25 protein-coding genes are annotated in these 25698 nt (G+C 68.0%); 19 read left to right on the top strand and 6 right to left on the bottom strand.

Annotated elements, in window-relative coordinates; translation table 11 throughout:
- Positions 1 to 11 precede the first annotated feature (11 nt).
- Together RJQ01_RS05060 and RJQ01_RS05055 are read left to right on the top strand one after the other, a co-directional pair.
- The gene (locus RJQ01_RS05060; RefSeq protein ID WP_350475634.1) at positions 12 to 998 is read left to right on the top strand and encodes an aldo/keto reductase; all 987 of its coding nucleotides are present in this window, start codon (positions 12 to 14) and stop codon (positions 996 to 998) included.
- 36 nt (positions 999 to 1034) lie between these two features.
- Positions 1035 to 1436 carry a GlcG/HbpS family heme-binding protein gene (locus tag RJQ01_RS05055; protein WP_350475633.1) on the top strand — a complete coding sequence of 134 codons (402 nt, stop codon included), beginning with the start codon at positions 1035 to 1037 and terminating at the stop codon, positions 1434 to 1436.
- A 1-nt stretch (position 1437) separates the two neighbouring features.
- On the opposite strand, the gene RJQ01_RS05050 is transcribed toward RJQ01_RS05055, so the two are convergent.
- A complete protein-coding gene (locus tag RJQ01_RS05050; RefSeq protein WP_350475632.1) occupies positions 1438 to 2436 on the bottom strand; it encodes an aldose epimerase family protein in 999 nt (332 codons plus the stop codon).
- Entirely contained in the window at positions 2437 to 3705 is a 1269-nt protein-coding gene (locus tag RJQ01_RS05045; protein ID WP_350475631.1) for an ROK family protein, read from the bottom strand.
- Between the two features lie 124 nt (positions 3706 to 3829).
- On the opposite strand from RJQ01_RS05045, the gene RJQ01_RS05040 reads away from it, so the two are divergent.
- From RJQ01_RS05040 to RJQ01_RS05025, 4 genes are read left to right on the top strand one after another with little or no spacing between them, the layout of a single operon-like run.
- Positions 3830 to 4912, top strand: coding sequence for a Gfo/Idh/MocA family protein (locus tag RJQ01_RS05040; protein ID WP_350475630.1), 1083 nt, complete (start codon positions 3830 to 3832; stop codon positions 4910 to 4912).
- Positions 4913 to 4955: 43 nt separating this feature from the next.
- Entirely contained in the window at positions 4956 to 6146 is a 1191-nt protein-coding gene (xylA, locus tag RJQ01_RS05035) for a xylose isomerase (RefSeq protein ID WP_350475629.1), read from the top strand.
- Positions 6147 to 6148: 2 nt separating this feature from the next.
- Positions 6149 to 7633 carry a xylulokinase gene (gene xylB, locus RJQ01_RS05030; protein ID WP_350475628.1) on the top strand — a complete coding sequence of 495 codons (1485 nt, stop codon included), beginning with the start codon at positions 6149 to 6151 and terminating at the stop codon, positions 7631 to 7633.
- A 10-nt stretch (positions 7634 to 7643) separates the two neighbouring features.
- On the top strand, positions 7644 to 8597 hold the full coding sequence (locus tag RJQ01_RS05025) for a 1-phosphofructokinase family hexose kinase (RefSeq protein WP_350475627.1): 954 nt from the start codon (positions 7644 to 7646) through the stop codon (positions 8595 to 8597).
- Between the two features lie 51 nt (positions 8598 to 8648).
- On the opposite strand, the gene RJQ01_RS05020 is transcribed toward RJQ01_RS05025, so the two are convergent.
- Positions 8649 to 8879, bottom strand: a complete 231-nt coding sequence (locus tag RJQ01_RS05020) for a hypothetical protein (protein ID WP_350475626.1) — start codon at positions 8877 to 8879, stop codon at positions 8649 to 8651.
- Positions 8880 to 9003: 124 nt separating this feature from the next.
- Here RJQ01_RS05020 and RJQ01_RS05015 point away from each other — a divergent pair, with 124 nt between their 5' ends.
- The 9 genes from RJQ01_RS05015 to RJQ01_RS04975 all read left to right on the top strand — a co-directional run bounded on the left by RJQ01_RS05015 (position 9004) and on the right by RJQ01_RS04975 (position 19635).
- Positions 9004 to 9603, top strand: coding sequence for a TetR/AcrR family transcriptional regulator (locus RJQ01_RS05015; protein WP_350475625.1), 600 nt, complete (start codon positions 9004 to 9006; stop codon positions 9601 to 9603).
- 53 nt (positions 9604 to 9656) lie between these two features.
- The gene (locus RJQ01_RS05010) at positions 9657 to 11318 is read left to right on the top strand and encodes a circularly permuted type 2 ATP-grasp protein (protein WP_350475624.1); all 1662 of its coding nucleotides are present in this window, start codon (positions 9657 to 9659) and stop codon (positions 11316 to 11318) included.
- On the top strand, positions 11318 to 12250 hold the full coding sequence (locus RJQ01_RS05005) for an alpha-E domain-containing protein (RefSeq protein ID WP_350475659.1): 933 nt from the start codon (positions 11318 to 11320) through the stop codon (positions 12248 to 12250). The genes RJQ01_RS05010 and RJQ01_RS05005 overlap by 1 nt, the downstream gene beginning before the upstream one ends.
- A complete protein-coding gene (locus RJQ01_RS05000; RefSeq protein WP_350475623.1) occupies positions 12247 to 13089 on the top strand; it encodes a transglutaminase family protein in 843 nt (280 codons plus the stop codon). The genes RJQ01_RS05005 and RJQ01_RS05000 overlap by 4 nt, the downstream gene beginning before the upstream one ends.
- Positions 13090 to 13201: 112 nt before the next feature.
- Positions 13202 to 14218 (top strand): LacI family DNA-binding transcriptional regulator, encoded by a 1017-nt coding sequence (locus tag RJQ01_RS04995; RefSeq protein WP_350475622.1) that lies wholly within the window; start codon positions 13202 to 13204, stop codon positions 14216 to 14218.
- A gap of 226 nt (positions 14219 to 14444) precedes the next feature.
- Positions 14445 to 15752, top strand: a complete 1308-nt coding sequence (locus RJQ01_RS04990) for an ABC transporter substrate-binding protein (RefSeq protein ID WP_350475621.1) — start codon at positions 14445 to 14447, stop codon at positions 15750 to 15752.
- Between the two features lie 90 nt (positions 15753 to 15842).
- Positions 15843 to 16766 (top strand): carbohydrate ABC transporter permease, encoded by a 924-nt coding sequence (locus RJQ01_RS04985; protein WP_350475620.1) that lies wholly within the window; start codon positions 15843 to 15845, stop codon positions 16764 to 16766.
- The gene (locus RJQ01_RS04980) at positions 16763 to 17650 is read left to right on the top strand and encodes a carbohydrate ABC transporter permease (RefSeq protein ID WP_502885227.1); all 888 of its coding nucleotides are present in this window, start codon (positions 16763 to 16765) and stop codon (positions 17648 to 17650) included. Before RJQ01_RS04985 ends, RJQ01_RS04980 begins: the two co-directional genes overlap by 4 nt.
- Positions 17651 to 17658: 8 nt before the next feature.
- Positions 17659 to 19635, top strand: coding sequence for a beta-galactosidase (locus tag RJQ01_RS04975; protein ID WP_350475618.1), 1977 nt, complete (start codon positions 17659 to 17661; stop codon positions 19633 to 19635).
- Positions 19636 to 19659: 24 nt separating this feature from the next.
- Here the strand turns inward: RJQ01_RS04975 and RJQ01_RS04970 are convergent, their stop codons facing one another.
- Together RJQ01_RS04970 and RJQ01_RS04965 are read right to left on the bottom strand one after the other, a co-directional pair.
- Entirely contained in the window at positions 19660 to 20997 is a 1338-nt protein-coding gene (locus RJQ01_RS04970; protein WP_350475617.1) for an MFS transporter, read from the bottom strand.
- Between the two features lie 5 nt (positions 20998 to 21002).
- The gene (locus RJQ01_RS04965) at positions 21003 to 21425 is read right to left on the bottom strand and encodes a MarR family winged helix-turn-helix transcriptional regulator (protein ID WP_350475616.1); all 423 of its coding nucleotides are present in this window, start codon (positions 21423 to 21425) and stop codon (positions 21003 to 21005) included.
- A 74-nt stretch (positions 21426 to 21499) separates the two neighbouring features.
- On the opposite strand from RJQ01_RS04965, the gene RJQ01_RS04960 reads away from it, so the two are divergent.
- Positions 21500 to 22372 (top strand): alpha/beta fold hydrolase, encoded by an 873-nt coding sequence (locus tag RJQ01_RS04960; protein ID WP_350475615.1) that lies wholly within the window; start codon positions 21500 to 21502, stop codon positions 22370 to 22372.
- Here RJQ01_RS04960 and RJQ01_RS04955 read toward each other — a convergent pair.
- The gene (locus RJQ01_RS04955) at positions 22369 to 22734 is read right to left on the bottom strand and encodes a cupin domain-containing protein (protein WP_350475614.1); all 366 of its coding nucleotides are present in this window, start codon (positions 22732 to 22734) and stop codon (positions 22369 to 22371) included. The two genes, RJQ01_RS04960 and RJQ01_RS04955, sit on opposite strands and share 4 nt — an antisense overlap.
- A gap of 89 nt (positions 22735 to 22823) precedes the next feature.
- Here RJQ01_RS04955 and lplAB point away from each other — a divergent pair, with 89 nt between their 5' ends.
- The 3 genes from lplAB to RJQ01_RS04940 are packed head-to-tail and all read left to right on the top strand — an operon-like array spanning position 22824 to position 25692.
- On the top strand, positions 22824 to 23873 hold the full coding sequence (gene lplAB, locus RJQ01_RS04950) for a lipoate-protein ligase LplAB (protein ID WP_350475658.1): 1050 nt from the start codon (positions 22824 to 22826) through the stop codon (positions 23871 to 23873).
- The gene (locus tag RJQ01_RS04945; RefSeq protein WP_350475657.1) at positions 23852 to 24910 is read left to right on the top strand and encodes a FecCD family ABC transporter permease; all 1059 of its coding nucleotides are present in this window, start codon (positions 23852 to 23854) and stop codon (positions 24908 to 24910) included. The genes lplAB and RJQ01_RS04945 overlap by 22 nt, the downstream gene beginning before the upstream one ends.
- The gene (locus RJQ01_RS04940; RefSeq protein WP_350475613.1) at positions 24907 to 25692 is read left to right on the top strand and encodes a heme ABC transporter ATP-binding protein; all 786 of its coding nucleotides are present in this window, start codon (positions 24907 to 24909) and stop codon (positions 25690 to 25692) included. The genes RJQ01_RS04945 and RJQ01_RS04940 overlap by 4 nt, the downstream gene beginning before the upstream one ends.
- Positions 25693 to 25698 lie beyond the last annotated feature (6 nt).

Here is a 25698-nt window from a genome sequence, read left to right as displayed (position 1 = left end):
CCCGCGCCACCATGACCACCACCACCCGTCCCTTCGGCCGACTCGGCGTCGATGTGACGCTCGCGGGCTTCGGCAGCGTCGCCCTGGGCAACATGGGAAGGGTCGTCTCGACCGACGAATCCCGACGAGTGATCGACGCGGCCTGGGAGGGGGGCGTGCGCCTCTTCGACACAGCACCCATGTACGGCCACGGGTTGGCCGAGTACAGACTCGCCGAGCAACTGCGTGATCACCCACGCGACGAGTACTTCCTCGTGACGAAGGTCGGCCGAACGCTGACTCCGTCATCTGATCCGGGAGATACCTCTCCCTGGGTCGACACCCCGCCGATGCGCATGGAATTCGACTACAGCTACGACGGGGTGATGCGCCAGGTCGATGCGAGCCTGCAGCGTATGGGCCTGGACCACGTCGATGCCCTCCTCGTGCATGACACCGACCGGTTCACTCACGGCGACTCCCAACGGGATCGATTTCGTGAGGCCATAGATGGTGCGTTCCCCGCACTCATGCGCCTGCGCGACGAGGGGGTGACCCGCGCCGTCGGCATCGGGGTGAACGAGACCGATGTCTGCCTGGCGGCGCTGGAGGAGGTCGACCTGGACTGCCTTCTCATCGCCGGCACCTACACCCTGCTGGACCAGTCGGCAGCCGATGAGCTGCTTCCCGAATGCGAAGGACGCGGGGTGGCCGTGATCAATGGCCGCGTCTTCGGCTCGGGAATACTTGCGACCGGTACGACACCCGATGCGCGCTTCAACTATGCCGCTGCCCCGCCCGACGTGGTCGGGAGGGTGCGACGGATAGAGGATCTTTGCGGACGTCACGGGGTCGAACTGGGCGCGGTGGCGACCCGCTTCGCGAGCTCGCATCCCGCTATCGCGAACGTCTGCATCGGCGCCCGCACACCCGAGCAGCAGGCTCGCAACGACCGCTGGATGCAGGCTGAGATCCCGGACGAGCTCTGGCAGGAGCTCACGGAGATGCGCCAAGCATGACCGAGATATCCGACCGACAAGAACAAGGAGAAGTGCATGTTTGAGGAACTGAAGTCAGTGGCAGCCGCGGCCGAGAGCACGGCAGTCGACATGGGTCTGACCGTCGTCGTGAGCGTGGTGGATGTGCACGGGAACCCGGCGCTTCTGCACCGGATGACGGGCGCACCGATGCATTCGCTGGAGATGGCATTCAGGAAGGCGTACACCGCGGCGACGTTCAACGTCGCCACAGCAGAGCTCACCGACAAGGTGCAGCCCGGTGGTCCTCTCTACGGCCTCGCGGTGAACTCGGGCTCGAAGCTGATCGGCTTCGGCGGCGGTGCACCCTTCGTCGTGTCGAGCGGAGAGCGGTTCGGCCTGGGAATCTCTGGGGGCACGACCGAGGAGGACATCGAGATCATGCAGTCCGCCCTCGATCAGCAGGCGGCTGCGCGGTAGTTCAGCGCGTGCCGAGTCGCCACGTCGTCATCTGCCGGTACTCGTCGCCAGGCTGAAGCACGATCGAGGGCCACTCGGGTAGTGCGGGGGAGTCAGGGACGCGTTGCGCCTCGAGACAGATTCCCCTGCCGGGGCCATAATTCGCGCCGTGCCGCCCGACCGACGGTGGGATGCGGTTTCCCGTGTACACCTGGAGGGTGGGCTCGGTCGTCCTGATCTCGAGGGTTCGGCCGCTCTCGGGTTCCCATAGTGTTGCGGCGGCACTCCCCGCTCCTCCCGCGTCCAGCACGTAGGTGCTATCGATACCCGGCCACGGCTCGCCGCTCGAAGCTGGTAGATCGTCGCCGATCCGCCGCTCCGAGCGGTAGTCGTACGCCGTGCCGGCGACGGAGGCGACGCCGCCTACCGGGAGGAGCTTCTCGTCGGTCGCGAGTATCTCATTCGCCCGGATGTGCAGAACGTGATCCACGATGGACCGGCTCGCATCGCCGCTGAGATTGAAGTAGGTGTGGTTGACGAGGTTCACGGGAGTCGGCGCGGTCGTGGTCGCAAGAAAGCCGAGTTCGAGCTCGTTGGTCTCGGTGAGACGGTAGGTCGCCGTGACCGCCAGGGCTCCGGGATACCCTTCCACGCCGGCCTCGCTGAGGTGCTCGAACGCGGCCTCTCTCCCGTCGGAGCTCGTGCGCACGGTCCACTCGACTCGATCGAGTGCCCGCTCCGGGCCGCCGTGCAGATGGGTGTCGCCCTCGTTGGCGGAGACCGGAAAGTCCAGACCGCTGCCCTGGAAACGCGCACGTGCGAGCCTGCCGGCGACTCGACCCACGGTCGCGCCGTAGTAGGAGTTCGGATTCCTCCGGTACTCCTCCTCCGTGTCGTGCCCGAGCACGATGTTCGCCCAGGATCCCGCAGCGTCTTGAGCCAGCAGTTCCACCAGCCTCGCCCCGTACGTCGACAGCACTGCGGTGGTTCCTTGCGCATTGCGCAGAGTCACGAGAGTCATCTAGGCGCTCCCTTCCAGGATCGTGTCAAGGGTCGGCGGCTCGCTGGACACGTCGCTCGCGGTCGGATCCGACAGCAGTGCGGAGAAGGCAAGCTCGGCTGCGCCGACCAGGAGGATGTCGTCTCGCAGTGTTGGCCGCGTGATCCGCACCGCCGAATAGTGGGCCGCGAGCGATTCGCGAGCGACGACGGAGAGCAGCATGTCCGGTTCGGCATCGTAGAGGCTTCCGAGGAACCCTCCGAGCACGACGAGGTTGGGGTTGAAGATCGTGATCAGGCTTCCGAGAGCGACTCCGAGGGCCTTCACCTGTCGCTCGATCTCCGCCTGCGCTTCAGGGCTGCGCGGCGCGGCGAGTGCATCGTCGAGGTCGAGCGCATCGCGGCTCTCGAGCCCCAGGCTGCGAAGCAGGTCTTCGCGCCCGACCTCGGATTCGAGCGTGCCCTCGAGTCCCGCCGTGTCGCGTTTACCACCGCTGCGGATGCGCATGTGCCCCAACTCGCCCGCGTAACCCATCGCACCCGTGAGGAGGACCCCGTTGGAGACGACGCCGCCACCGATACCGCTCGCGCCACCATTCAGATACAGCGTGCTTCCCACATGAGTGCTGCCCCCGAACACCGTCTCGGCCAGGACGCCCAGGTGCGCATCGTTTCCCGCCCGTACCGGAAGACCTGTTCGCGAGGCGAGCGCCTGCGCCAGAGGTTCCTGCCGCCAGTTCAGGTGGGGAGCGAGTGGGACGGAGCCGTCCAGCGTATTGGTGAGACCGGGAACCGCCACTCCGATGCCCATGATGCGCGAGTCGTCCGGCAACATCGTCTCGATCCCCTCGATGATCGCCGCCGTGATGTTCACGGCTTCCTTCATCGTGGGCGGCTTGTCCGTCGCGTACCGGATCTTGCGATGGACACGCCCTCCGAGCGCGACGATCCCGACTGTGATGGCGTCGATCTCGGGATTGACCGCAATGGCGATGATCCGGTCGCTCGGGTGCAAAGACATGCTGGGTCGACCAGCAGACTTCTTCGCGCCATTGCCGTTGGTGCTGGCCTCGACGACGAGACCGCGGTCGATCAACTCGTTGACGAGGATGGTGATCGTCGATCGATTGAGACCGGTGGATTCGGCAAGGTCACTCCGCGCGAGCGGGCCGTCATGGTGGATGCGGGTGAGGATCGCTGACAGGTTGTGCGCCCGAAGGCTGCCGAGATTCGAGCCGGGCGTCTTGTGGAATCGATCGGGGACCACATCGGGCGCGGTGGTCTTGCGCATGGACATGATCGCACTGCCTTCTGCTGGAACCGTCTCAGCGAGGTATCTCGCTCGTTCCCACAGTACCAGCAGGCCTATTAATTCATGCTTGATCTAAATAGGTCAATGGGGATAGCATCGATGCATGTCGAGCCTGAAAGATGCAGCGAGTACGCGCCCCATCCGCACCGCGGTGGTCGGATACGGGCTGTCTGGACGCGTCTTCCACTCCCCCTTCATCGACGCCGACCATAATTTTGAACTGACAGCAATTGTTACTGCAAACGACGAAAGGGCGGCGCTGGCGGCGAGACAGTACCCATCAGCGCGCATTTGTCGAGACTTCGGGGAATTGAACGCCGTGAACGGTGGCATCGACCTCGTCGTCCTCGCCGGACCGCCCGACAGTCATCGTGATCTCGCCCTGACGGCGTTGGCGATGGGTTCAGCCGTGATCGTCGACAAACCTTTCGTCCCGTCGGTGAAAGACGCGCGACTCATCCGCGATGCTGCCGGCAAGGCCGGTCGGCCCGTCATGGTCTTCCACAACCGTCGGTGGGACGGGGACTTCCTGACAGTTCGGTCACTGATCGAGGAGGGGCGTCTCGGGGAGGTGTTCCACTTCGAGTCCGCATTCGAGCACTGGGCACCCGAGGCGACGAACGGCTGGAAGGACCAGCTGCCGGCCTCGAAGGGCGGCGGCGTCGCCTGGGATCTCGGAAGCCACCTCGTCGACCAGGCGATACAGCTGTTCGGGCCTGCGACCTCCATCGGGGCGCGGCTGCGCACGGTACGAGACGGTGGCGGCAACGACGACCACTCGGAGATCCACCTGGAGCACGACTCCGGCGTCGTGTCCCGACTGCTGATGACCAGGGTGAGCCATCCGACCGCGCCGCGGTTCCGGGTTCTGGGTTCTCGGGGCAGCTTCGTCTCCTATGGATTGGATCCGCAAGAGCCGGCACTCGACGCTGGTGCTCGGCCCACCGACGAGGGTTTCGGTGACGTCGCACCGGACGACTACGGCACTCTCATCGAGCAGACCGCGGCGGGAGCCGTCTCGTCGCGCATCCCCACCGTCACCGGCGACTACGCCGAGTTCTACCGACGGGCGAGCGCCGCCGTTCGGGGCACCGGCCCCGAGCCCGTGCCTGTGGAGCAGGCTCTCGAGGTCGTCGCCGTTCTCGAGACGGCTGCGACGGCCGCACCTGCGACGACCTCGTCGTGACTCAGCAGCATCCCCACGCACCATGACAAACAAGGAACGAGACATGGCAACGACGCCCACCCCCGCAGACAAGTTCACGTTCGGCCTCTGGACGGTCGGCTACAACGGCGCGGACCCGTTCGGCGGCCCCACCCGCGCCCCCCTCGACGTCGTCCGCGTCGTGGAGAAGCTCACGGAGCTCGGCGCCTACGGGCTCACCCTGCACGATGACGACCTCTTCGCGTTCGGCTCGACCGATGCAGAGCGACGTACGCAGATCGACCGCCTCATCGCGGCCAAAGAGGCCACGGGCCTGCAGACGCCCATGATCACCACGAACCTCTTCAGCGCACCGATCTTCAAAGACGGCGGGTTCACCTCCAACGACCGCGCCGTGCGCCGCTTCGCGCTGCGCAAGGTGCTGCGCAACGTCGACCTGGCCGCCGAGCTCGGCGCTCACACCTTCGTCATGTGGGGCGGCCGCGAGGGTGCCGAGTACGACTCGGCGAAGAACGTCGGCGCCGCGATCGAGCGCTACCGCGAGGCCGTCAACATCCTCACCCAGTACGTCACCGACAAGGGTTACGGCATCCGCTTCGCGATCGAGCCCAAGCCCAACGAGCCGCGCGGCGACATTCTGCTGCCGACCCTCGGTCACGCGATGGCGTTCATCGAGACACTCGAGCACCCCGACCTCGTGGGCCTCAACCCCGAGGTCGGCCACGAGCAGATGGCGGGCCTCAACTTCACCGCCGGTATCGCTCAGGCACTCGAGGCCGGCAAGCTCTTCCACATCGACTTGAACGGCCAGCGCGGCATCAAGTACGACCAGGATCTCGTCTTCGGGCACGGCGACCTGCACAACGCGTTCTCGCTCGTCGACCTGCTCGAGAACGGTGGCCCGAACGGGGGCAGTGCCTACGATGGCCCCCGCCACTTCGACTACAAGCCGTCCCGCACCGAGGACGAGTCAGGCGTGTGGGAGAGCGCGAAGGCCAACATGCGCACCTACCTGCTGCTGAAAGAGCGCGCCGCGGCCTTCCGCGCCGACCCCGAGGTGCAGGAGGCGCTCGCCGCGGCGCGCGTTGCCGAACTCAGCGAGTCGACGCTCGGCGCAGACGAGTCGGTCGAGTCGCTGCTCGCCGACCGCAGCGCGTACGAAGACTTCGACGCGACCGCCTACTTCGACGGCAAGGGGTTCGGCTTCGTGCGGTTGCAGCAGCTCGCGACCGAGCACCTCATGGGTGCCCGCTAGTCGTGGCCCTCGTCGCGGGGGTCGACTCATCGACTCAGAGCTGCAAGGTGCTCGTCGTCGATGCGGCGAGCGGCCGCGTCGTGCGGGAGGGTCGCGCCGGGCATCCTGAGGGAACCGAGGTCGACCCTGCCGCGTGGTGGAGCGCGCTCCAGGAGGCTGTGGACGCGGCCGGAGGGCTCGACGACGTCGACGCGATCTCGATCGGGGGCCAGCAGCACGGCATGGTGGCCCTCGATGCGCAGGGTCGCGTCGTGCGCGATGCACCCCTGTGGAACGACACCAGATCCGCACCCGCCGCCGCCGACCTGATCGACGAGGTGGGGGCCGAGGAGTACGCGCGCCGCACGGGTGTGGTGCCGGTCGCCTCGTTCACGGCAACCAAGCTGCGCTGGCTACGCGACCACGAGACCGAGAACACCGCCCGCGTCGCGGCCATCGCGCTGCCGCACGACTGGCTGACCTGGCGCGTGCGCGGGTACGGCCCCGAGGGCGAGAGCCCGCTCGGCCCGGAGCTCGACGAGCTCACCACTGACCGGTCGGACGCGAGCGGCACCGCCTACTGGTCGGCGGCGAGCGGCGAGTACGACCTCGACCTGTTCGAGCGCGCCCTCGGTCGCCCCGCGCGCGTCGCCGACCCCGCGGCCGTCGACGCCGATCTCCACAATTCAGGAGATCCCGCCCGCGTCGTGCTGCCGCGGGTACTGAACCCGCTCGACTCGGTCGCGGTCGACGCCGAGACTCCTGAATTGTCGGGATGCCGCAGCGGCATCGTCGTGGGGCCGGGCGCGGGGGACAACGCGGCCGCCGCCCTCGGGCTGGGCGCCCGACCGGGCGACGTGGTCGTCTCTATCGGCACGAGCGGCACCGTCTACGCCGTGAGCGCAGAGCCTGTGGCGGATGCCCAGGGCACGGTAGCGGGATTCGCCGACGCTGCCGGCGCCCACCTTCCGCTCGTCGCGACCCTCAACGCCGCGCGGGTGCTCGACTCCGTCGCGCGCCTGCTCGATGTCGATCACGACGAGCTCGCCGACCTGGCTCTCGCCGCGCAGCCCGGCGCCGGGGGTGTCGTGCTGCATCCGTACTTCGAGGGCGAGCGCACACCGAACCTGCCCGACGCGACCGCGACGCTCGACGGCCTCACGCTCGCGAGCACGACGCGCGAGAACCTCGCCCGTGCAGCGGTCGAGGGGATGCTGTGCGGCCTCGCCGACGGGCTCGACGCCATCATGCGCCTCGGGGTGCCCGCGGAGCGCATTCTGCTCATCGGCGGCGCCGCGCGCAGTGCCGCCGTCGGTCCCGTCGCGGCGCAGGTGTTCGGCGTGCCGGTCACCATCCCCGAGCCGGGCGAGTACGTCGCCCTCGGGGCCGCCGCGCAGGCGGCATGGGCGCTCGCTGGCGCGCGGCCCGAGTGGCCCGTCGCGACGTGGGCGCAGCATCCCGCGGATGCCCGCCCGGTGATCCGGCAGCAGTACGCCGCGCACGGCTAGCCTGAGGGGCATGGCCGAGACGCGCTCCGCCCCGCCGATGCCGATCGTGACGCTCACGATCAACCCCGCGCTCGACGTGAGCACCTCGACCGAGCGCGTGCGGCCCGAGCACAAGATGCGCTGCGGGCCGAGCCGTGTCGACCCGGGCGGCGGCGGCATCAACGTGAGTCGGGTCATCCGGCGCCTCGGCGGCCAGTCGACCGCGATCTACGCGCTCGGCGGGCCGACCGGGCAGGCCTACCGCCAGCTGCTGGAGGCGGAGGGCATCATCGGCCGGGTGATACCGATCTCGGGATCGACGCGGGAGAACATCACCATCGATGAGACATCGACGGGCGACCAGTTTCGCTTCGTGCTGCAGGGGCCCGAGCTGGGCGACCGCGAATGGCAGGCGGCACTCGACGCGACAGAGGATGCCAGCAGGCTCGGCGGTTACCTGGTGCTGAGCGGCTCGCTCGCGCCGGGCGTTCCCGACGACTTCTACGCCCGCGCGACGCGCGCGGCCCACCGGCATGGAGCCCGCGCGATCGTGGATGCCTCGGGCGAGGCGCTCGCAGCGGCGCTCGATGAGGGCGTGTTCCTCATCAAGCCGAGCGGGCGGGAGCTCGGCGAGCTCGTCGGCGCGACCCTCGAGACGGTCGAGGAGCGCATCGCCGCCGCCGAGGTGCTCGTTCAGCACGGTCGGGTGGAGACGATCGCGCTCACGATGGGCGCCGAAGGAGCCGTTCTCGTGCAGCGCGAGGGCACGCTGCGACTGCGACCGCCCGCCATCAACGTCGCCTCGACGGTCGGGGCGGGCGACAGCTTCCTCGCCGGTCTCGTGCTGCGCCTCGCCGAGGGCCGAGACCTCGACGCGGCCTTCCGCACCGGGGTCGCGGCAGGCTCCGCAGCCGCCATGACGGCGGCCACGGAGCTGTGCCATCGCGAGGATGTCGAGCGGCTGGAGGCTGAGCTCGCCGACTGAGGGCGGGGGATGCTCGCGCGCGCTGGCCGCGAGCTGCCGGGCTCCCGCGGCTCAGGCCGACGACGAGGCGGTGCGGCGACGCATCCAGGAGCGGATCCACGCCTGTCGCCAGAGGAAGAGGCCTGTGATGACGACGGCGGGCACGCCGACGTACTGGGCGATCGGCAGGAGCACGGCACCGATGGCCGTCGGCGCGTAGACGATCGCACCGAGCAGGAGCCCGACAACGATGTGGATCGTGCGCGCGGCCGTGCGCTGCGTGCGAGGTGCGGTGGTGGTCATGATCGAGGTCCTTCCGTGGTCCTGAGCGCGAGCCGTACAGGGCGATCGTGCGCTTGACAGTGTCAAGTAGAGCCAGTGTGGCGTGCGGACTTGACAGTGTCAAGCCATCCGCGAGAATGGGGCGATGACGAACCCCCCTCGCTCTCCCGATCTGCGGTCGCGATTGCTCGATGCCGGGCTCGAACTGTTGCGCAATGCGGGCGTCTCCGCGGTGACGATGCGCGCTGTGGCGGCGCGCGCCGACGTCTCGCACGCCGCGCCCGGCTACGTCTTCGGCGACCGCGCCGGCCTCCTGACCGCGATGGCGGAGCGAGGATTCGACGAGCTCACGGCGCACCTCTCCGGCCGCGGTGACGGGCCCGAGGCGGGCACGATCAACTCCATGGTCGAAGTGGGCATGCGCTACCTGGATTTCGAGCGACGGGAGCCCGAGATCTACCGCCTGCTCTTCGACACCCCCGAGATCAGACGCGCGGAGCCGGGGGTCGCCACGGCGGGGGCCGCCGCGTTCGGGGTGCTGACCCGCGCCGTGCCTCCCGGCATCGTCTCGCCCGCCTACGGACTCGCCCCCGTCCTCGCGTGGGCCGTCGTGCACGGTCTCGCGAGCCTCGGGCGCACGGGCGCCCTCGACCGCCAGTTCGAGCAGACCGTGGGCCGCGACGCGGCTCAGCACGCGCTCCTGACCTGGATCGCGCACGCCGTGACCCCGGCCCCGACGGACTGACAGCCCCGGCGGCCGGAAACATCGCCGCAATACGCCCCGAGTAGGGTGGGCCTATGGCCGACCTGTTCGAGGGATACGCGCCGACACCGTCACGCGGCGGCTCGGCGGTCGCCTTCGACGAGATGTTCGCCCCCGACAGCCAGGTGCGCCTGCCGTATCGTCAAGTTCACCAGGCCCTGGCCCAGATGAGCACCGACGAGCTGCGAGGCCGCACGGAGGCGCTCGCCGACAGCTACCTCGCTCAGGGCGTCACGTTCGACTTCGCGGGCGAGGAGCGGCCCTTCCCGCTCGACGCCATGCCTCGCGTCATCGACCGCAAGGAATGGGTCGACGTGGAGCGCGGAATCTCGCAGCGCGTCCGCGCCCTCGAACGCTTCCTCTCCGACATCTACGGGCCTCAGCGCTCGATCGCGGATGGCGTCATTCCCGCCGGGATCATCTCGTCGTCGTCTCACTTCCATCGCGAGGCGGCAGGCATCCAGAGCGCGAACGGCGTGCGCATCCAGGTCTCGGGCATCGACCTGATTCGCGACGAGAACGGCGCGTGGCGCGTGCTGGAAGACAACGTGCGGGTGCCCAGCGGTGTCAGCTATGTCATCTCCAACCGACGCGTCATGGCGCAGACCCTTCCCGAGCTCTTCGTCTCAATGCGGGTGCGCCCGGTAGGCGACTACCCCAATCAGCTTCTGCACGCGCTGCGCTCCTCGGCTCCCACCGGCGTCGGCGAACCGACGGTCGTCGTGCTCACCCCCGGTGTGTACAACTCCGCGTACTTCGAGCACACCCTCCTCGCCCGCCTGATGGGAGTCGAGCTCGTCGAGGGCCGCGACCTGTTCTGCTCGGGCGGCCGCGTCTACATGCGCACAACGTCCGGCCCGCAGCGCGTCGATGTCATCTACCGCCGCGTCGACGACGAGTTCCTCGACCCTCTGACGTTCCGTGCCGATTCGATGCTCGGCACTCCGGGGTTGATGATGGCGGCCCGCCTCGGCAACGTCACCATTGCGAACGCCGTGGGCAACGGCGTCGCCGACGACAAGCTCGTCTACACCTACATGCCCGATCTGATCCGGTACTTCCTGGATGAGGACGCGATCATTCCCAACGTCGACACGTGGCGCTTGGAAGAGCCGGATGCTCTGGAAGAGGTGCTCGACCGACTCGACGAGCTCGTGGTCAAGCCTGTTGACGGATCGGGCGGCAAGGGCCTCGTCGTCGGCCCGGCGGCGAGCGCGACAGAACTCGAGGAGCTACGCGCCCGCCTCCTCGCGGACCCCCGCGGATGGATCGCCCAGCCCGTCGTGCAGCTCTCCACCATTCCGACTCTGGTCGACGAGGGGGTTCGACCGCGTCACGCCGATCTGCGCCCGTTCGCCGTGAACGACGGCAACGGCGTGTGGGTGCTGCCGGGCGGCCTCACGCGTGTCGCGCTGCCGGAGGGGCAGCTCGTCGTCAACTCGTCGCAGGGCGGCGGCTCGAAGGACACCTGGGTCGTCGGTCGCGAGGCGATGGTCGCTGACAGCCACGACATTCAGGGGATCGTGACCGAGCAGGCGACGGTCACGCAGTCGATTCCGATCATCACCGACGCGCACATGCCGCTGCCCGATCACAACCCGCAGGATTCTCCGCGTCGCGATCAACAAGAGCAGCAGCAGCAGATCAGAAGAAGGTTGAGCAAGGGCGCTCCGCGACGCGACGGGGAGGAGCCATGATGCTGAGCAGAATCGCCGAGAGCCTGTTCTGGATCGGTCGGTACGTCGAGCGCGCCGATGGAACGGCGCGCATCCTCGATGTGCACCTGCAGCTGCTGCTCGAAGACCCATGGATCGACGAGGACACCGCGTGCCGCTCGTTGCTGAGCGTCATGGGCAGCGATGCGGAACCTGATCATCAGCTCACGCGCGCCGACGTGCTGAGCATCCTCGCCGTCGACCGCTCGCACCCCGCCTCGATCGCGTATTCGATCGGGGCCGCGCGCGAGAACGCACGGCGTGCTCGCGAAGTCGTCTCGACCGAGCTCTGGGAGGCGCTGAACACCACGCGGGCACGCATGCCACGTCGGGTGGCGAATGACAAGGTGCACGAGTTCTTCGGCTGGGTGCGCGAGCGCTCAGCACTCGCCGTCGGCATCGTCGAGTCGTCGTCGAGCCGCGACGAGTCGTGGAGCTTCTTCACGCTCGGCCGCAGCCTTGAGCGCGCAGACATGACCGCCCGACTGCTGGCGACCCGCTCGCTGACGGAGGCGTCCGGCGCGTCGTGGACGACGATCCTGCGCAGCTGCGGCGCGTACGAGGCGTATCTGCGCACGTACCGCGGGGTGCCGAGCTCGACGAACGCGGCGGAGTTCTTGCTGCTCGATCGCCTCTTTCCGCGCAGCATCCTGTATTCGGTGAGCAACGCCGAGACCTGCCTGCGCGACATCGAGCCGCGCGGCGCAGGGCGCGCCGGCGTCGGCGACGCCGCGCTGCGCCAGCTCGGGCAGATTCGCAGCGAGCTGGAGTACCGGCCCATCAACGACATCATCGACGACCTGCAGCGCCACATGGATGCCGTGCAGGCGGCCACGAGTTCCGCGAGCGAGGCCGTGCGCCAGCGCTACTTCCCGACCAACGCTGCGCCGACCTGGGTGGGTGAGTCGTCATGAACCGTTTGCGCGTGCGTCACACCACCGGTTTCCGCTACGAGGGCGACGTCACGGCGTCGTACAACGAGGCCCGCATGCTGCCGGCCACCTCCGATGGCCAGCTCGTGCTGTTCTCGAACCTCGAGATCTCCCCCGTGTCGACCCTGCACCACTACACCGACTACTTCGGCACCCGCGCGACGGCGTTCGAGTTGCTCGACCAGCACCACGACCTCACTCTCACGGCTGACAGCCTCGTCGAGGTGCGCGATCGCCCGGTCGACGGTGAACCGATCGGGTGGGATGCTCTGCCGACGCTCTTCGACAGCTCGGTCACCCTCGTCGAGAGCACGCGCCAGACCCGACTCACCATGCCGCCGGACGAGGTCGCAGACCGAGCGCGCGAGCTCGCCGGCAGTGCGGAGCCTGCCGAGGCTGCGCGAGCGATCTGCGACTGGGTGCACGAGAAGGTCGAGTACATGTCGGGCGTGACCGGCGTGCACACGACGGCGGCCGAGGCGTGGCAAGACCAACGCGGTGTCTGCCAAGACATCGCCCACCTCGCTCTCGGAGCTCTGCGCACCGCCGGAGTTCCCGCGCGCTACGTGAGCGGCTACCTGCACCCCAAGCCTGACGCTGAGATCGGCGAGACGGTCACGGGCGAGTCGCACGCGTGGGTCGAGTGGTTCGACGGCGGCTGGCGCGGGTGGGACCCAACGAACGCGATCGAGATCGGCGACCGCCACATCATCGTGGGTCGCGGCCGTGACTACACCGATGTGCCGCCGCTGCGCGGCGTGTACGCGGGGTCGGCGAGTTCGCGATTGTTCGTCACGGTCGAGATCACGCGCGAGGCGTAGTGGCGCCTCACGATCCGCGAGAAGGTCGCGGTGGCGGTGCTAGAGCCGTTGCTGAGGTGCGCGCTACTACAGTCATCTCTACCCCCTCTGTTACCGGAAAGATCCGCCCACCATGGCCAGCAAGAAGACGAGTGCAGCGACGATCTATGACGTCGCCGAGCGCGCGGGAGTGTCGCACCAGACTGTCTCTCGCTACCTTTCCGGGTTCGAGGGCATCCGGCCCGCCACGCGCGCGCGGGTGGCGACGGCGCTCAAGGAGCTCGACTACCGACCGAATCTCGCCGCGCGGTCGCTCGCGACGAATCGTTCGCACCGCATTGCAGTGCTCACGGGCGACCTGCTGTCGGCCGGGCCGAGCCAGACCGTGCAGGGAGTCGCGGTGGCGGCCCGTCAGGCTGGGTACGTCGTCGACATCGTCGCCTTCGACCTCGAGAACCCCGCATCGCTGGCTGACGCGTTCGACGTGATTCGCCATCAAGATCTCGCTGGTGTGGTGGCACTGGCCATCTCTGACGAGATGCGCGAGGCGATCGGGAAGGTCCCCGTAGAAGCGCCCTTGCTGCTCGATACGGGCCCCGCAGATCTGCCTGGCCCGATCGGCACGAGCTTCAACGCATACGGGGCGCAGATGGTGGTCGAGCACCTCATCGAGCTCGGCCACAGGAACATTGTTCATGTCACGGGCGCCATGGACTACTACGCCGCGAAGAGCCGACTGGAGAGCTTCACCCGCGTTGTGCGCGAGCACGGATTGCGCGAGCATCCGGTGCTCTATGGCAACTGGAGCGCGCAATCGGGATACTTCGCCGTGCGCGATGGGCGGCTGAGCGAATCCGTGACCGCCATCGTCTGCGGCAACGATCAGATGGCGCTCGGCGTCATGCGTGCACTGGGCGAGGCTGGCAGGAGCTGTCCGAGCGACATCAGCGTGACGGGGTTCGACGACATTCCTGAGGCGGAGTTCTACATGCCGCCGCTCACGACTGTGCGGATCGACTTCGAGCAGCAGGGCACTTATCTCTTCACCGCGCTCATGGCGCGCATCACGGGGGATGATGTTCCCGACAGCGCACGGTTCATGGAGCCGCGACTCATCCTGAGAGCCTCCACTGCGCCACCGAGCCTGTAACCGGTGGGGTGAAAGAGTTCTTGACACAGAGAATGTTTCCGGTAACGATAAGCGATGTTGCCGGAAACATTCCGCAGCCGGGCGCCGACCGCCCTGCATGCTCGAGACCCAACGCGTGCCGCTCTCACGACGACAACGGCCAGGTCACGATGCACAGGCCGAGAACCACGTCTGCCCCGCACCACCACGAATCACAGAAAGACAGGTCATGCGCAGACACACAGCAATGAAGCTGGGCGCCATCGCCGCAGTCGCGGCCATCGCCCTCACCGGTTGCGCCGCCGCGACGGAGGAGCCCTCGGCCTCTGACTTCGAGACGGCAATGTCGACCCCGACGACGATCACCATGTGGGCCTGGGTTCCCGGCATCGAGCAGCAGGTCGCTCTCTTCGAGGAGGCCTACCCCGAGATCACGGTAAACCTCGAGAACGTCGGGCAGGGCGGCGAGCACTATACGAAGGTACGCACGGCCCTCGAGGCCGGAACGGGTGCCCCCGATGTCATTCAGCTCGAGTACCAGTACGTTCCCTCCTTCGTGCTGACAGAGAGCCTGCTCGATCTCGCTCCTTACGGGGCAGCAGACGTGCAGGACCAGTTCACGCCCTGGACGTGGTCTCAGGTGACCAACGGCGATGCCGTCTACGCGATACCCCAAGACGCTGGGCCCATGGGCAACCTGTATCGCGAGGACATCCTTGCCGCGGCGGGAATCTCCGAGGCGCCCGAGACGTGGGAGGACTACACGGCCGCGGCCGAGGCGATCAAGGCTGACTCGGGCTCATACATCACAAGCCTCTCGGGCAACGACGCCGGAGCGTTCCTCGGCCTGCTCTGGGCGGCCGGCGCCGCGCCGTTCACCTACGACGGTGCCGAGACCATCTCCGTCGCGCTCACCGGTGCCGAGTCGCAGAAGGTCATCGATTACTGGCAGGACCTCATCGATCGCGACCTCGTCGCGGTGGACCCGAGCTTCACCGACGGCTGGTACCAGGGTCTTGCGAACGGAACCTACGCGGGCTGGTTGACGGCCGCGTGGGGCCCCGCCTTCCTGCAGGGCACCGCCAGCGACACCTCGGGGCTGTGGCGCGCCGCGCCGCTGCCGCAGTTCGACGCGTCCAACCCGATCGCTGGCAACTGGGGAGGATCGACACTCGCTGCACTCAGCACGACGGAGCACCCCATTGTTGCCGCCGAGCTGGCGAAGTTCATCAACACCGATTCGGAGTCGACGCTGCTCTTCGCCACTGAGCAGTTCCTCTTCCCCACGCGGACCGAGGTGCTGTCGGCGCCCGAGTTCGCTGAGCAGGAATCGGAGTTCTACGGCGGTCAGCGCGTCAACGAGATTTTCGCGGAGATCTCCGAGACCGTCGACACAGAGTTCGAATGGCTTCCGTTCCAGGACTTCGTGGCGTCGAGCTTCATCGACACCCTGGGTAAGGAGATCTCCGAGAAGGGTGACCTCACGGCAGGATTGGCCGCGTGGCAGGACGCCATCGTGACCTACGCCACCGAGCAGGGTTTCACGGTCCAGTAGGGGATGCTGGGATCGGGGGAGGGCCGTCTCGTGAGACGGCCTTCCCCCTCGGTCTCCCGCCCTGTCGACCCCGACACGAGAAAGCACGTCATGACAATGATGTCTGGCAGCACACGTGCCCTGCGGCCACCGAGCCCGCAGCGGCGCAAGCTCATCATCACCGCATACGCGCTCGTCACGCCCTTCCTCGTGGTGTTCGCTGCCATGGTGATCGCTCCCTTGGTCTACGCCGGCTACCTCAGTCTTTTCCAGACCCGCCTCATCGGCGGCGAGCAGTTCATCGGGCTTGCTAACTTCGGCAAAGCGCTCACCGACCCGCTTTTCCTCGGCGGTGTCGGCCGCGTGGCCGTTTTCCTCGTCATCCAGGTGCCCGTCATGCTCGGTCTGGCGCTCGTCTTCGCGCTCGCTATCGACAGTGGTCGCCTCCGGGGGAGCCGATTCTCGCGGCTCGCAATCTTTGTGCCCTTCGCCGTGCCGGGCGTTGTCGCCACGATGATGTGGGGCTACCTCTACGGCGACGACTTCGGGCCGATCTCGCAGACCATCGGTCTCTTCGGGGTGCCAGCACCCGACCTGCTCTCGAGTGATCTCATGCTGTTCTCGATGATGAACATCGTCACGTGGTCGTTCGTGGGCTACAACATGATCATCATGTACGCCGCGCTCCGCGCGATCCCGGTCGAGCTCTACGAGGCAGCCGAGATCGACGGCGCCGGAGCGGTGCGCATCGCGTGGAGCATCAAGATCCCCGCCATCCGACCCGCGATCATGCTCACTCTGATCTTCTCGGTCATCGGCAGCTTCCAGCTCTTCACCGAGCCGCGCCTCTTGTCGACGATCGCCCCCAACGTGATTGGAACGGCCTACACGCCCAACCTCTATGCGTACACGCTCGCGTTCACCTTCCAGGACGTCAATTATGCGGCCGCCGTCGCGTTCATCCTCGGCTTCGTGATCATGATCATCTCCTACGTCGTGCAGCTCTCCGGGAACAGATCGGGAGGCCGCTCATGAGCAGGATCGCGACAACAATTCCTCTGCGAAGAGATCCCCGCAATCGTCGCAGTGTGCTCCTCACGGCCCTCGTGTGGCTCGGCGTCGCCTACTTCCTGCTACCTCTTCTGTGGCTCACGATCGCCTCGACGAAGGACAACTCCGACCTCTTCACGACCTTCGGGTTCGCCTTCGGCGACGAGTTCAACTTCTTCAATAACCTGGCAGACCTGTTCGCGTTCCGCGACGGCGCGTTCTGGCGATGGACCGGCAACACTGTGCTCTACGCGGGCGTGAGCGCGATCGGGGCGACCGTGCTCGCGACCGCGGCGGGCTACGCCTTCGCGAAGTTCGAGTTTCCCGGCCGCCGGCTCATCTTCAGCGCCGTACTCGGGTCGATCATGATTCCCGCGACGGCGCTCGCGCTGCCGACCTATCTCGTCTTCGCCAACCTTGGGTTCGTCAACACCCCGCTCGCGATCATCATCCCATCGATCGTGAGCCCCTTTGGCGTCTACCTTATGCGGGTCTACGCCGCCGACTCGGTGCCCGACAGCCTGATCGAGGCTGCACGCATCGACGGTGCGTCCGAGTTCCGCATCTTCCTCTCGGTGGGCGTGCGCCTCATGGGCCCAGGGATGGTGACGGTCTTCCTGTTCTCGCTCGTGGGCGTCTGGAACAACTATTTCCTGCCTTTGATCATGCTGTCGTCGAGCGACCTCTATCCGCTCACCGTGGGCCTCGCGCAACTGCAGGCACTGTCGACTGGTGGCGGGGGGTCGACCGCGGTCTTCTCCACGGTCATCACCGGTTCCTTCGTCTCGATCATCCCTCTCATCGTGGCCTTTCTGTATCTGCAGCGGTACTGGCAGTCGGGCCTGGCCGCCGGAAGCACGAAGGAGTAATGCAGACCATGACAATCTGGTTCGGCGGGGACTACAACCCCGAGCAGTGGGATGAGTCGGTGTGGGTCGACGATGTCGAACTCATGCAGCAGGCCGGCGTCTCGATGGTCACCATCGGCGTGTTCTCGTGGGCGATGCTGGAGCCCGAGGAGGGCACCTACACGTTCGCGTGGCTCGACCGCGTGATGGACTCACTCCATGCGGCGGGCATTCGCGTCGATCTGGCGACCGCAACCGCATCGCCCCCGCCGTGGCTGAGCCATCGGTATCCTCAGTCTCTCCCGCTCACGGAGACGGGAGTGCGCCTGCAGCGGGGTTCGCGTCAGCATTACTGCCCCAGTTCACCCGACTACCGACGGTTGGCCACCCGTTTGGCGGGAGAAGTCGCGCGACGCTACGCCGACCATCCCGCACTCGAAATGTGGCACATCAACAACGAGTACGGGTGCCATGTCAGCCGGTGTTACTGCGAGACCTCGGCAGCGAGGTTCCGTGGCTGGCTCATGGAAAAGTACGGCACCGTCGAAGCCCTCAATCGGGCCTGGGGCACCGCTTTCTGGTCGCAACGTTACGGATCGTTCGATGAGGTGACAGTACCGAGCGCGGCTCCGATCTTCCGCAACCCGTCGCAGCTGCTGGACTTCGATCGCTTCTCCTCGGACGAGCTTCTCGGAGTTCTTCGTGAGGAGATCGCGGCCGTTCGTGCGGTGAGCCCCGCTGTGCCGATCACGACGAATTTCATGGGGTTCTTCAAGCCTCTCGACTACTGGGCCTGGGCGGCCGAGCTCGACGTCATCAGCGACGACTGCTATCCCGACCCGAGTGACCCCGACTCGCCCTATCTCGCCGCCATGACCCGCGACCTCATGCGGTCACTCGCAGGCGGGAAACCCTGGGTGCTCATGGAGCAGGCGGTGGGTGCCGTCAACTGGCGTCCGTCCAACGCGGCCAAGCCGGAGGGAATGATGCGGGCACTCTCCTACCAGGCGGTGGCCCGAGGAGCCGACGGCATCCTGTTTTTTCAGTGGCGCCAGTCGGAGCGCGGTGCGGAGCGTTTCCATTCCGCGATGCTTCCGCACACGGGCACCGAGTCGGTCTCGTGGAAGGCGGTGTGCGCACTCGGTGCGGAACTCCAGCAGTTGGGCGATGGGCTGGATGCTCCGACTCGCAGTGCGGTCGGCATCATTCTCGACTGGGACTCGTGGTGGGGCATCGAGCAGTCGGCTCTTCCGACCACGATCGACTATCTCGGGGGCGTCCGCGCCTGGTATCGCACGCTCTACGACGCCGGCATTGCCGTCGATTTCGTGAACCCGCGGTCGGACCTGCGGGAGTACACGGCGGTTATTGTTCCGAGCCTGTTCGTCGCGGCGTCGGAGACTCTGGAAACGCTCAGCGCCTTCGCCGAGTCGGGGGGCCGTCTGCTGGTCGGCTACCAGTCAGGCATCACGGATGCGGAGGGCCGGCTCACGCCCGGAGGCTATCTCGGCCCGCTGGCCGACACGCTCGGAGTGCGCATCGACGAGTTCTTCCCCCTCCCGCTGCCGGGCACCGTCGCCGATGACGCGGTTCGTCTCGCGGGAGGTCGCCCGCAAGAGGGTTCGGGCACCGTATGGAGCGAGCGGCTGATCCTGACCGGAGCCGACGCGGTGGCGCGATTCGCCTCGGGGCCCCTGCAGGGCCATCCAGCCATCACCGAGCGCACCGCGGGCACGGGTCTCGCTCTCTACTGCGCGACTCTGCCCGACGAGGCCACCCGTACCTGGCTGATCGAGCGACTGCTCGCGGGGACGCGGGTGCTGGAGGATGCGATCGCCGTCGACAACGGCGAGGTCGTGCGGCGTGGACGTCACCGATTTGTCATCAGTCACTCTCCGCAGGCCATCGCCATCGAACTCGATGGCGCACCGGTCGATCTGGAGCCCTACGGCGTCGCCATCCTCGACGACGACGGACACAGTGTCGAGTGGGAGCCGCGGGCGTAACGTGCCTGCGCGAAGGTGGTACGCCTAGGTCTTGCGCACCTCGGCCTCGATGATGGCGATCTCGGTCGTCGCGGTGTCGAGGTCGCGCATGCGACGCTCGAAGTCGTCGCCGTCGTAGCGCACCCGTAGTCGCCACCACGGGTCGTCGTTGAGCCCGCGCCGGATGCGCAGGTCGCGTGTGGAGCGCATCCACAGCACGGCGACGAGGGCGGCGAGGGTTGCGGCGAGGGCACCCACGCCCATCGCCCAGCGCGCCCCGAGCTCGTTGGCGACGAGCCCGAGCACGGGGGCCCCGACGGGGGTGCCGCCCATGAAGATGGTCAGGTAGAGCGCCATGACGCGGCCGCGAATGCTCGCGCGCGTCGTGGACTGCACGTAAGCGTTCGCGCTCGTGATCATGGTCAGCGCGAAATAGCCGATGGGGATAAGCACGATCGCGAACAGCTCGAAGGTCGGCATGAGCGCGGCGATCACCATCGAGAGGGCGAAGCCGAGAGCGGCGAGCACGATGACGCGCAGGCGCGGCCGCTCGCGACGAGCCGAGAGCAGCGCGCCGGCCACCGAGCCGATCGCGATGATGGAGGAGAGCAGGCCGAAGGCGCCCGCCCCTCGGTCGAATTCGACGCGTGCCATCGTGGCGGTGAAGATCGCAAAGTTGAAGCCGAAGGTGCCGACGAGGAACACCATGGTGAAGACGACGACAAGATCGGCCCGGCGTGCGACATACCGGATGCCCGCCCGCAGCTGCCCGCGCCCGCGACTCGTCTTCTGCATGGGCTGCAGGGCGTCGGCGCGCAGCAGGCCGAGCGCGACGAGCATGGCGGCGAAGGTGGCGACGTTGACGAGGATCACCCAACCGGCACCGACGAGCACGGTCAGCACTCCGGCGACCGCGGGGCCGATGAGTCGCGCCGTGTTGAACGAGGCGGAGTTGAGGGCGACGGCGTTGGGCAGCTCGGAGGTCGCGACCAGCTCGCCGACGAAGGTCTGGCGAGCCGGCGCGTCGACCGCGGTGGCGATGCCGAGACCGAGGGCGAGCAGGTACACCATCCAGAGCTCGGCGATGCCGAGCACGATGATGAGCCCGAGCGCGAGCGCCAGCAGGGCCTGGGCGGTCTGCGTGATCGCGAGCAAACGGCGGCCGGGCATCCGGTCGGCGATGATGCCGGCCGCGGGCCCGATGACGAGCGCGGGGCCGAACTGCAGGGCCATGGTGATTCCGACGGCGGCAGCGTCGGCATTGGTGAGCTCGGTGAGCACGTACCAGTCCTGCGCGGTGCGCTGCATCCAGGTGCCGATGTTCGACACCAGCGCGCCGATGAACCAGATGCGGTAGTTGATCCCGGCGAGGGATCGGAACATCGCGTTCACGAACTGGCGAGGCGGCGCAGGATGGGCCGCACCGCTTCGAGCGCTCGCCGCTCGCTGGCGGTGAGCGCTTCCAGCTGCTCGTGGAACCAGGCGTTGCGCAGCCGACGCGTCTCCGCGACCAACTCCTGCCCGGCAGCGGTGATCGTCACCCACACCTGGCGTGCGTCATCGCTGCTCGGCTCGCGCGTGATGAAGCCGGAGGCCTCGAGGCCGTTGAGGGTGCGATTGATGCTCGGGGGGCTCACCCGCTCGTGCTCGGCGAGCGCGCCGGGAGTCGAGCGCCCTGCGGAGGAGAGCCGCCACAGCACGCTCAACTGGCTGTCGGTCACACCGCTGCCAGCCCGCTCTGCACGGATGCGCCGGGCAACCTGCTGCAGCAGGACGCGCAGCTCCTCGTCAGGGTCGGTGGTAGTCGCCATAGAGTCGTTAGCCTAGCTCATTACCTGGGCTAATAAACGCCCGAGGCCTACGATGGGCGTCAGGAGGATCCATCATGCCGACATTCATCGCCGAGCGCGAGCACCGCACCTTCACCGATGCGCACGGCGTCGTCGTGCACTACTACGTGTGGGCGCCCGGCAAGCCGCGCGGTGCCGTGCAGCTCGCGCACGGGGTCGGCGAGCACGCGCTGCGATACGAGGTGCTCGCCCAGTCCCTCGTGAGCGCCGGGTACGTGGTCTACGCCGACGATCATCGCGGCCACGGGCAGACCGGTGTCGAGTACTGGAACGGCGACCTCAGCAAGATCGGCCGGCTCGGCGTCGGCGGCCTCCAGGCGACGCAGCAGAATCTGCTCGACCTCGCCGAACTGGTGCGCCTCGACCACCCCGACCTCCCCTTCGCGCTCATCGGCCACTCGTGGGGCTCGCTCATGGCCCAGAACCTGCTCAACGAGGGAGCGGTGCCGTGGGACGCCGTGGTGCTCACCGGTACCGCCTACCGCACGCCGTTCGCGATGAACGGCGGCGACCTCAACGCGCGGCACAAGCACCTCGGCACCACGGGCGCCGAGTGGCTCAGCCGGGACCCGGCCGTGTCGGAGGCCTTCGCGGCCGACCCGCTCACGACCGACGCGAAGGTGCTGCAGCTGTTCGGCCTCCGCGACGGCCTACGCCTCTTCGGCACCCCGAAGCGCGTCGAGCGGCCGGTGCCCCTGCTCATCATGGTGGGAGACGACGACCCGCTCGGCGGCGAGGCGAGTGTCAAGAAGCTCGCCGACGCCTACCTGCAGCGCGGTGGCCTCACCGATGTCGAGCTCGTCGTCTACGCGGGCGCCCGCCACGAGGTCTTCAACGAGACCAATCAGGTAGAGGTGCGCGCCGACCTCATCGCCTGGCTCGACGACCGGCTGTTTCCCGGCTCCTAGACCTGCGTGCTGGCGGGCCTCTCCCCCTCGGGAGTCGAGATCGCCGTCAGCACGACCACGCTCGGCTCGAGAGCATCGAGCCGGTGGAGACCGTCGGGGATGCGCGCGATCATCCCCGCATCCAGATCGATCGTGCGGGTCGCGTCGCTGAGGCGCACACGCCCCCGAACGACCTGCAGCACAGCCTCGCCGGGGTTGCGGTGGTCGGGCAGCTCGCCGCCCTCGGCGAATCCGATCGCCGTCATGCGCAGCGTGCCGTGGTCAAGGTCGATGCGCTGCGACGCGCGCCGTTGGGGGTTCTCGGTGGCCAGGGCCAGCAGGTGGTCGGCCATCGTGGGCAGGTGCAGGGCGATCGGGTCCATGCCCGCACCCTACGCCGCTGACCGCATTCCTCGTCGCCCGGTGCGGGCACAGCGCGGCGCAATAGGCTGGGTTCATGCACGGTGAGGCACTGCACGCAGAGTACAAGGTTCCCGGCGGCAAGCTCGTCGTCGTCGACCTCGCGGTGAGCGACGACCGCATCAGCATGTTCCGTCTTGCCGGCGACTTCTTCGTCGAGCCCGACGAGACGATCCCGGCGATCGAGGCGGCGGTGCGCGGCATGCCCACCGCGTCTGATGCACAGACGCTCACGGCGCGCATCGCGGATGCCCTGCCCGACGATGCGGTCCTCCTCGGCTTCAGCGCCGAGGCGGTCGCGACGACGATCCGTCGCGCCCTGTCGAGCGCGACGGCCTTCGCCGACTACGATTGGCAGCTGCTGCGCGGCCCGGCGCTCGCTCCGCTGCAGCAGATGGCGCTCGATCAGGTGCTGGCCGAGTGCGTCGCCGACGGCTCGCGCGGCCCCACCCTGCGCATCTGGGAGTGGAAGAGCCCCGCTGTCGTCATCGGCTCGTTCCAGTCGGTGAGCAACGAGGTCGACCGCGACAACGCCGACCGCTACGGCTTCGAGATCGTGCGCCGCATCTCCGGCGGCGGCGCAATGTTCATCGAACCGCAGTCGGCCATCACCTACTCGCTCTACGCCCCGAGCGAGCTCGTGAACGGCATGAGCTTCGCCGAGTCGTACGCCTTCCTCGACGAGTGGGTGATCGTCGCGCTGCGCGAGCTCGGCCTCGACGCCCGTTACGTTCCGCTCAACGACATCGCGAGCTCCGCCGGCAAGATCGGTGGCGCCGCGCAGAAGCGACTCGGGTCGGGCGCGGTGCTGCACCACGTCACGATGGCCTACGACATGGACGGCGACCGTATGGCCGAAGTGCTGCGCATCGGTCGGGAGAAGCTCAGCGACAAGGGGGTCAAGAGCGCCAACAAGCGCGTCGACCCGCTCAAGTCGCAGACCGGTCTCACCCGAGACGAGGTCATCGAGACCCTGGTCGGCACGTTCCGTTCGCTCAACGGGCTCACCGACAGCGAGCTCGCACCGGAGGAGATGGAGCGCGTCGAGAAGCTCGTCGCGGAGAAGTTCTCCACGGAGGACTGGATCCAGCGCGTTCCGTGAGACCGCGCATCCGGGCCGTCGGCCTCACGTTCCTGCTCGCCGGCGTCGTCGTCGGCGGCATCGTGCTGTCGGCCATCACCGGGCAGTTGGCCGTCACGCCGACCGAGGTCGCCGGGTCGCTGCTGCGTGCCGTCGGCCTCGACACCGCGTGGGCGCCCACCGACCCCATCGTGGAGTCGACCCTGTGGGTCGTGCGGTTCCCGCGCATCCTCATGGGCCTGCTCGTCGGTGCGGCGCTCGCCGTCGCCGGCGCCGTCATGCAGGCGATCTTCGGCAACCCGCTCGCGGAGCCCGGCGTCGTCGGGGTGTCCTCCGGCGCGGCTCTGGGAGCGGCGACGGCCATCGTGCTGGGGGCGTCCGTGCTCGGCGGCGCTGGCATCGCCGTGTTCGCCTTCCTCGGCGCGCTGCTCGCGACGCTCCTCGTGTACGTCGTCTCCCGGGCTGGCGGGCGCACCGAGGTCGTCACGCTGCTGCTCACCGGCATCGCGATCAACGCCTTCGCCCAGGCGGGCATCGCCTTCGTGCTGTTCGTCGCCGACACGGCGAGCCGCGAGCAGATCGTGTTCTGGCAGCTGGGCTCCATCGCCGGCTCCCTCTGGTCGCAGGTGGTGATCGTCGCAGCGGTCGGCGTCGCGGGCGTGATCGCCGCGATCCTCCTCTCCCAGCGGCTCGACCTTCTCGCGCTCGGCGAGCGGAACGCGCGCCACCTCGGCGTCAACGTGGAGCGCCTGCGCCTCGTCTCGATCGTGCTCGTGGCGCTGCTGACAGGGGTCGCCGTCGCCTTCACGGGCATCATCGCGTTCGTCGGTCTCGTCGTGCCGCACATCATCCGCATGATCATCGGGCCCGCGCATCGCGGCCTCATCGTCGCGAGCGCCGTCGGCGGCGGCGCACTTCTCGTGCTTGCCGATCTGCTCACCCGCACGCTCGTCGCAGGTGCCGAGCTGCCGATCGGCATGCTCACCTCGCTCATCGGCGGCCCCTTCTTCTTCTACCTGCTCTGGCGGCAGCGCCGCCGCAGCGGAGGCTGGGCATGAGCGCGCGCGGGGCCCCCCTCATCGAGGCCAGGGGAGTGGGTGTGCGCCGCGACGGCCGGAGCATCCTCTCGGACATCGACCTGCAGGTGCGCGCCGGGGAGATTCTCGCCCTCGTGGGCCCGAACGGAGCCGGCAAGTCAACGCTGCTCTCCGTGCTCAGCGGCGACGCACTACCCGATCAGGGCCAGGTGACGCTGCTCGGCCGCCCCATCGGCGACTACCGAGCACTCGAGCTCGCCCGCCTCCGCTCCGTGCTCACGCAGTCCAACGCGGTGAGCTTCCCGTTCCGCGTCATCGAGATCGTGCAGATGGGCCGAAATCCGTGGATGCGCAACTCAACGCCCGACGAAGACCGCGAGGCGGTCATCCGTGCGGTCGAGGCGGCCGACGTGGAGCACCTGCTCGGCCGCCGCTTCACGTCGCTCAGCGGCGGCGAGCAAGCGCGGGTCTCCCTCGCCCGCGTCCTCGCGCAATCCACCGACATCGTCCTCCTCGACGAGCCGACCGCGGCGCTCGACCTCCGGCACCAGGAGGAGGTCATGCGGGTTGCGCGCGATCTGGCCGCGCAGGGTCGCGCGGTCGTCGTCGTCGTGCACGACCTCTCGCTCGCCGGCGCCTACGCCGACCGCATCGCCCTGCTCGCCGAGGGAAGGCTGGACGCGCTGGGCGCGCCCGCGGACGTCATGACGGCCGAGCGCGTGAGCCGGGTCTACGGGCTCGACGTGCGGATCCACCGGCTCGGAGCCTCCCAGCGCCCGGTCGTGCTGCCGCTGCGCGACTGAGTGCGG

The organism is Microcella sp., from assembly GCF_040286215.1.
Classification (GTDB): Bacteria; Actinomycetota; Actinomycetes; order Actinomycetales; family Microbacteriaceae; genus Microcella.
Note: the sequence above shows the minus strand (reverse complement) of the source record. Positions and strands in the feature narration are given on the sequence as shown.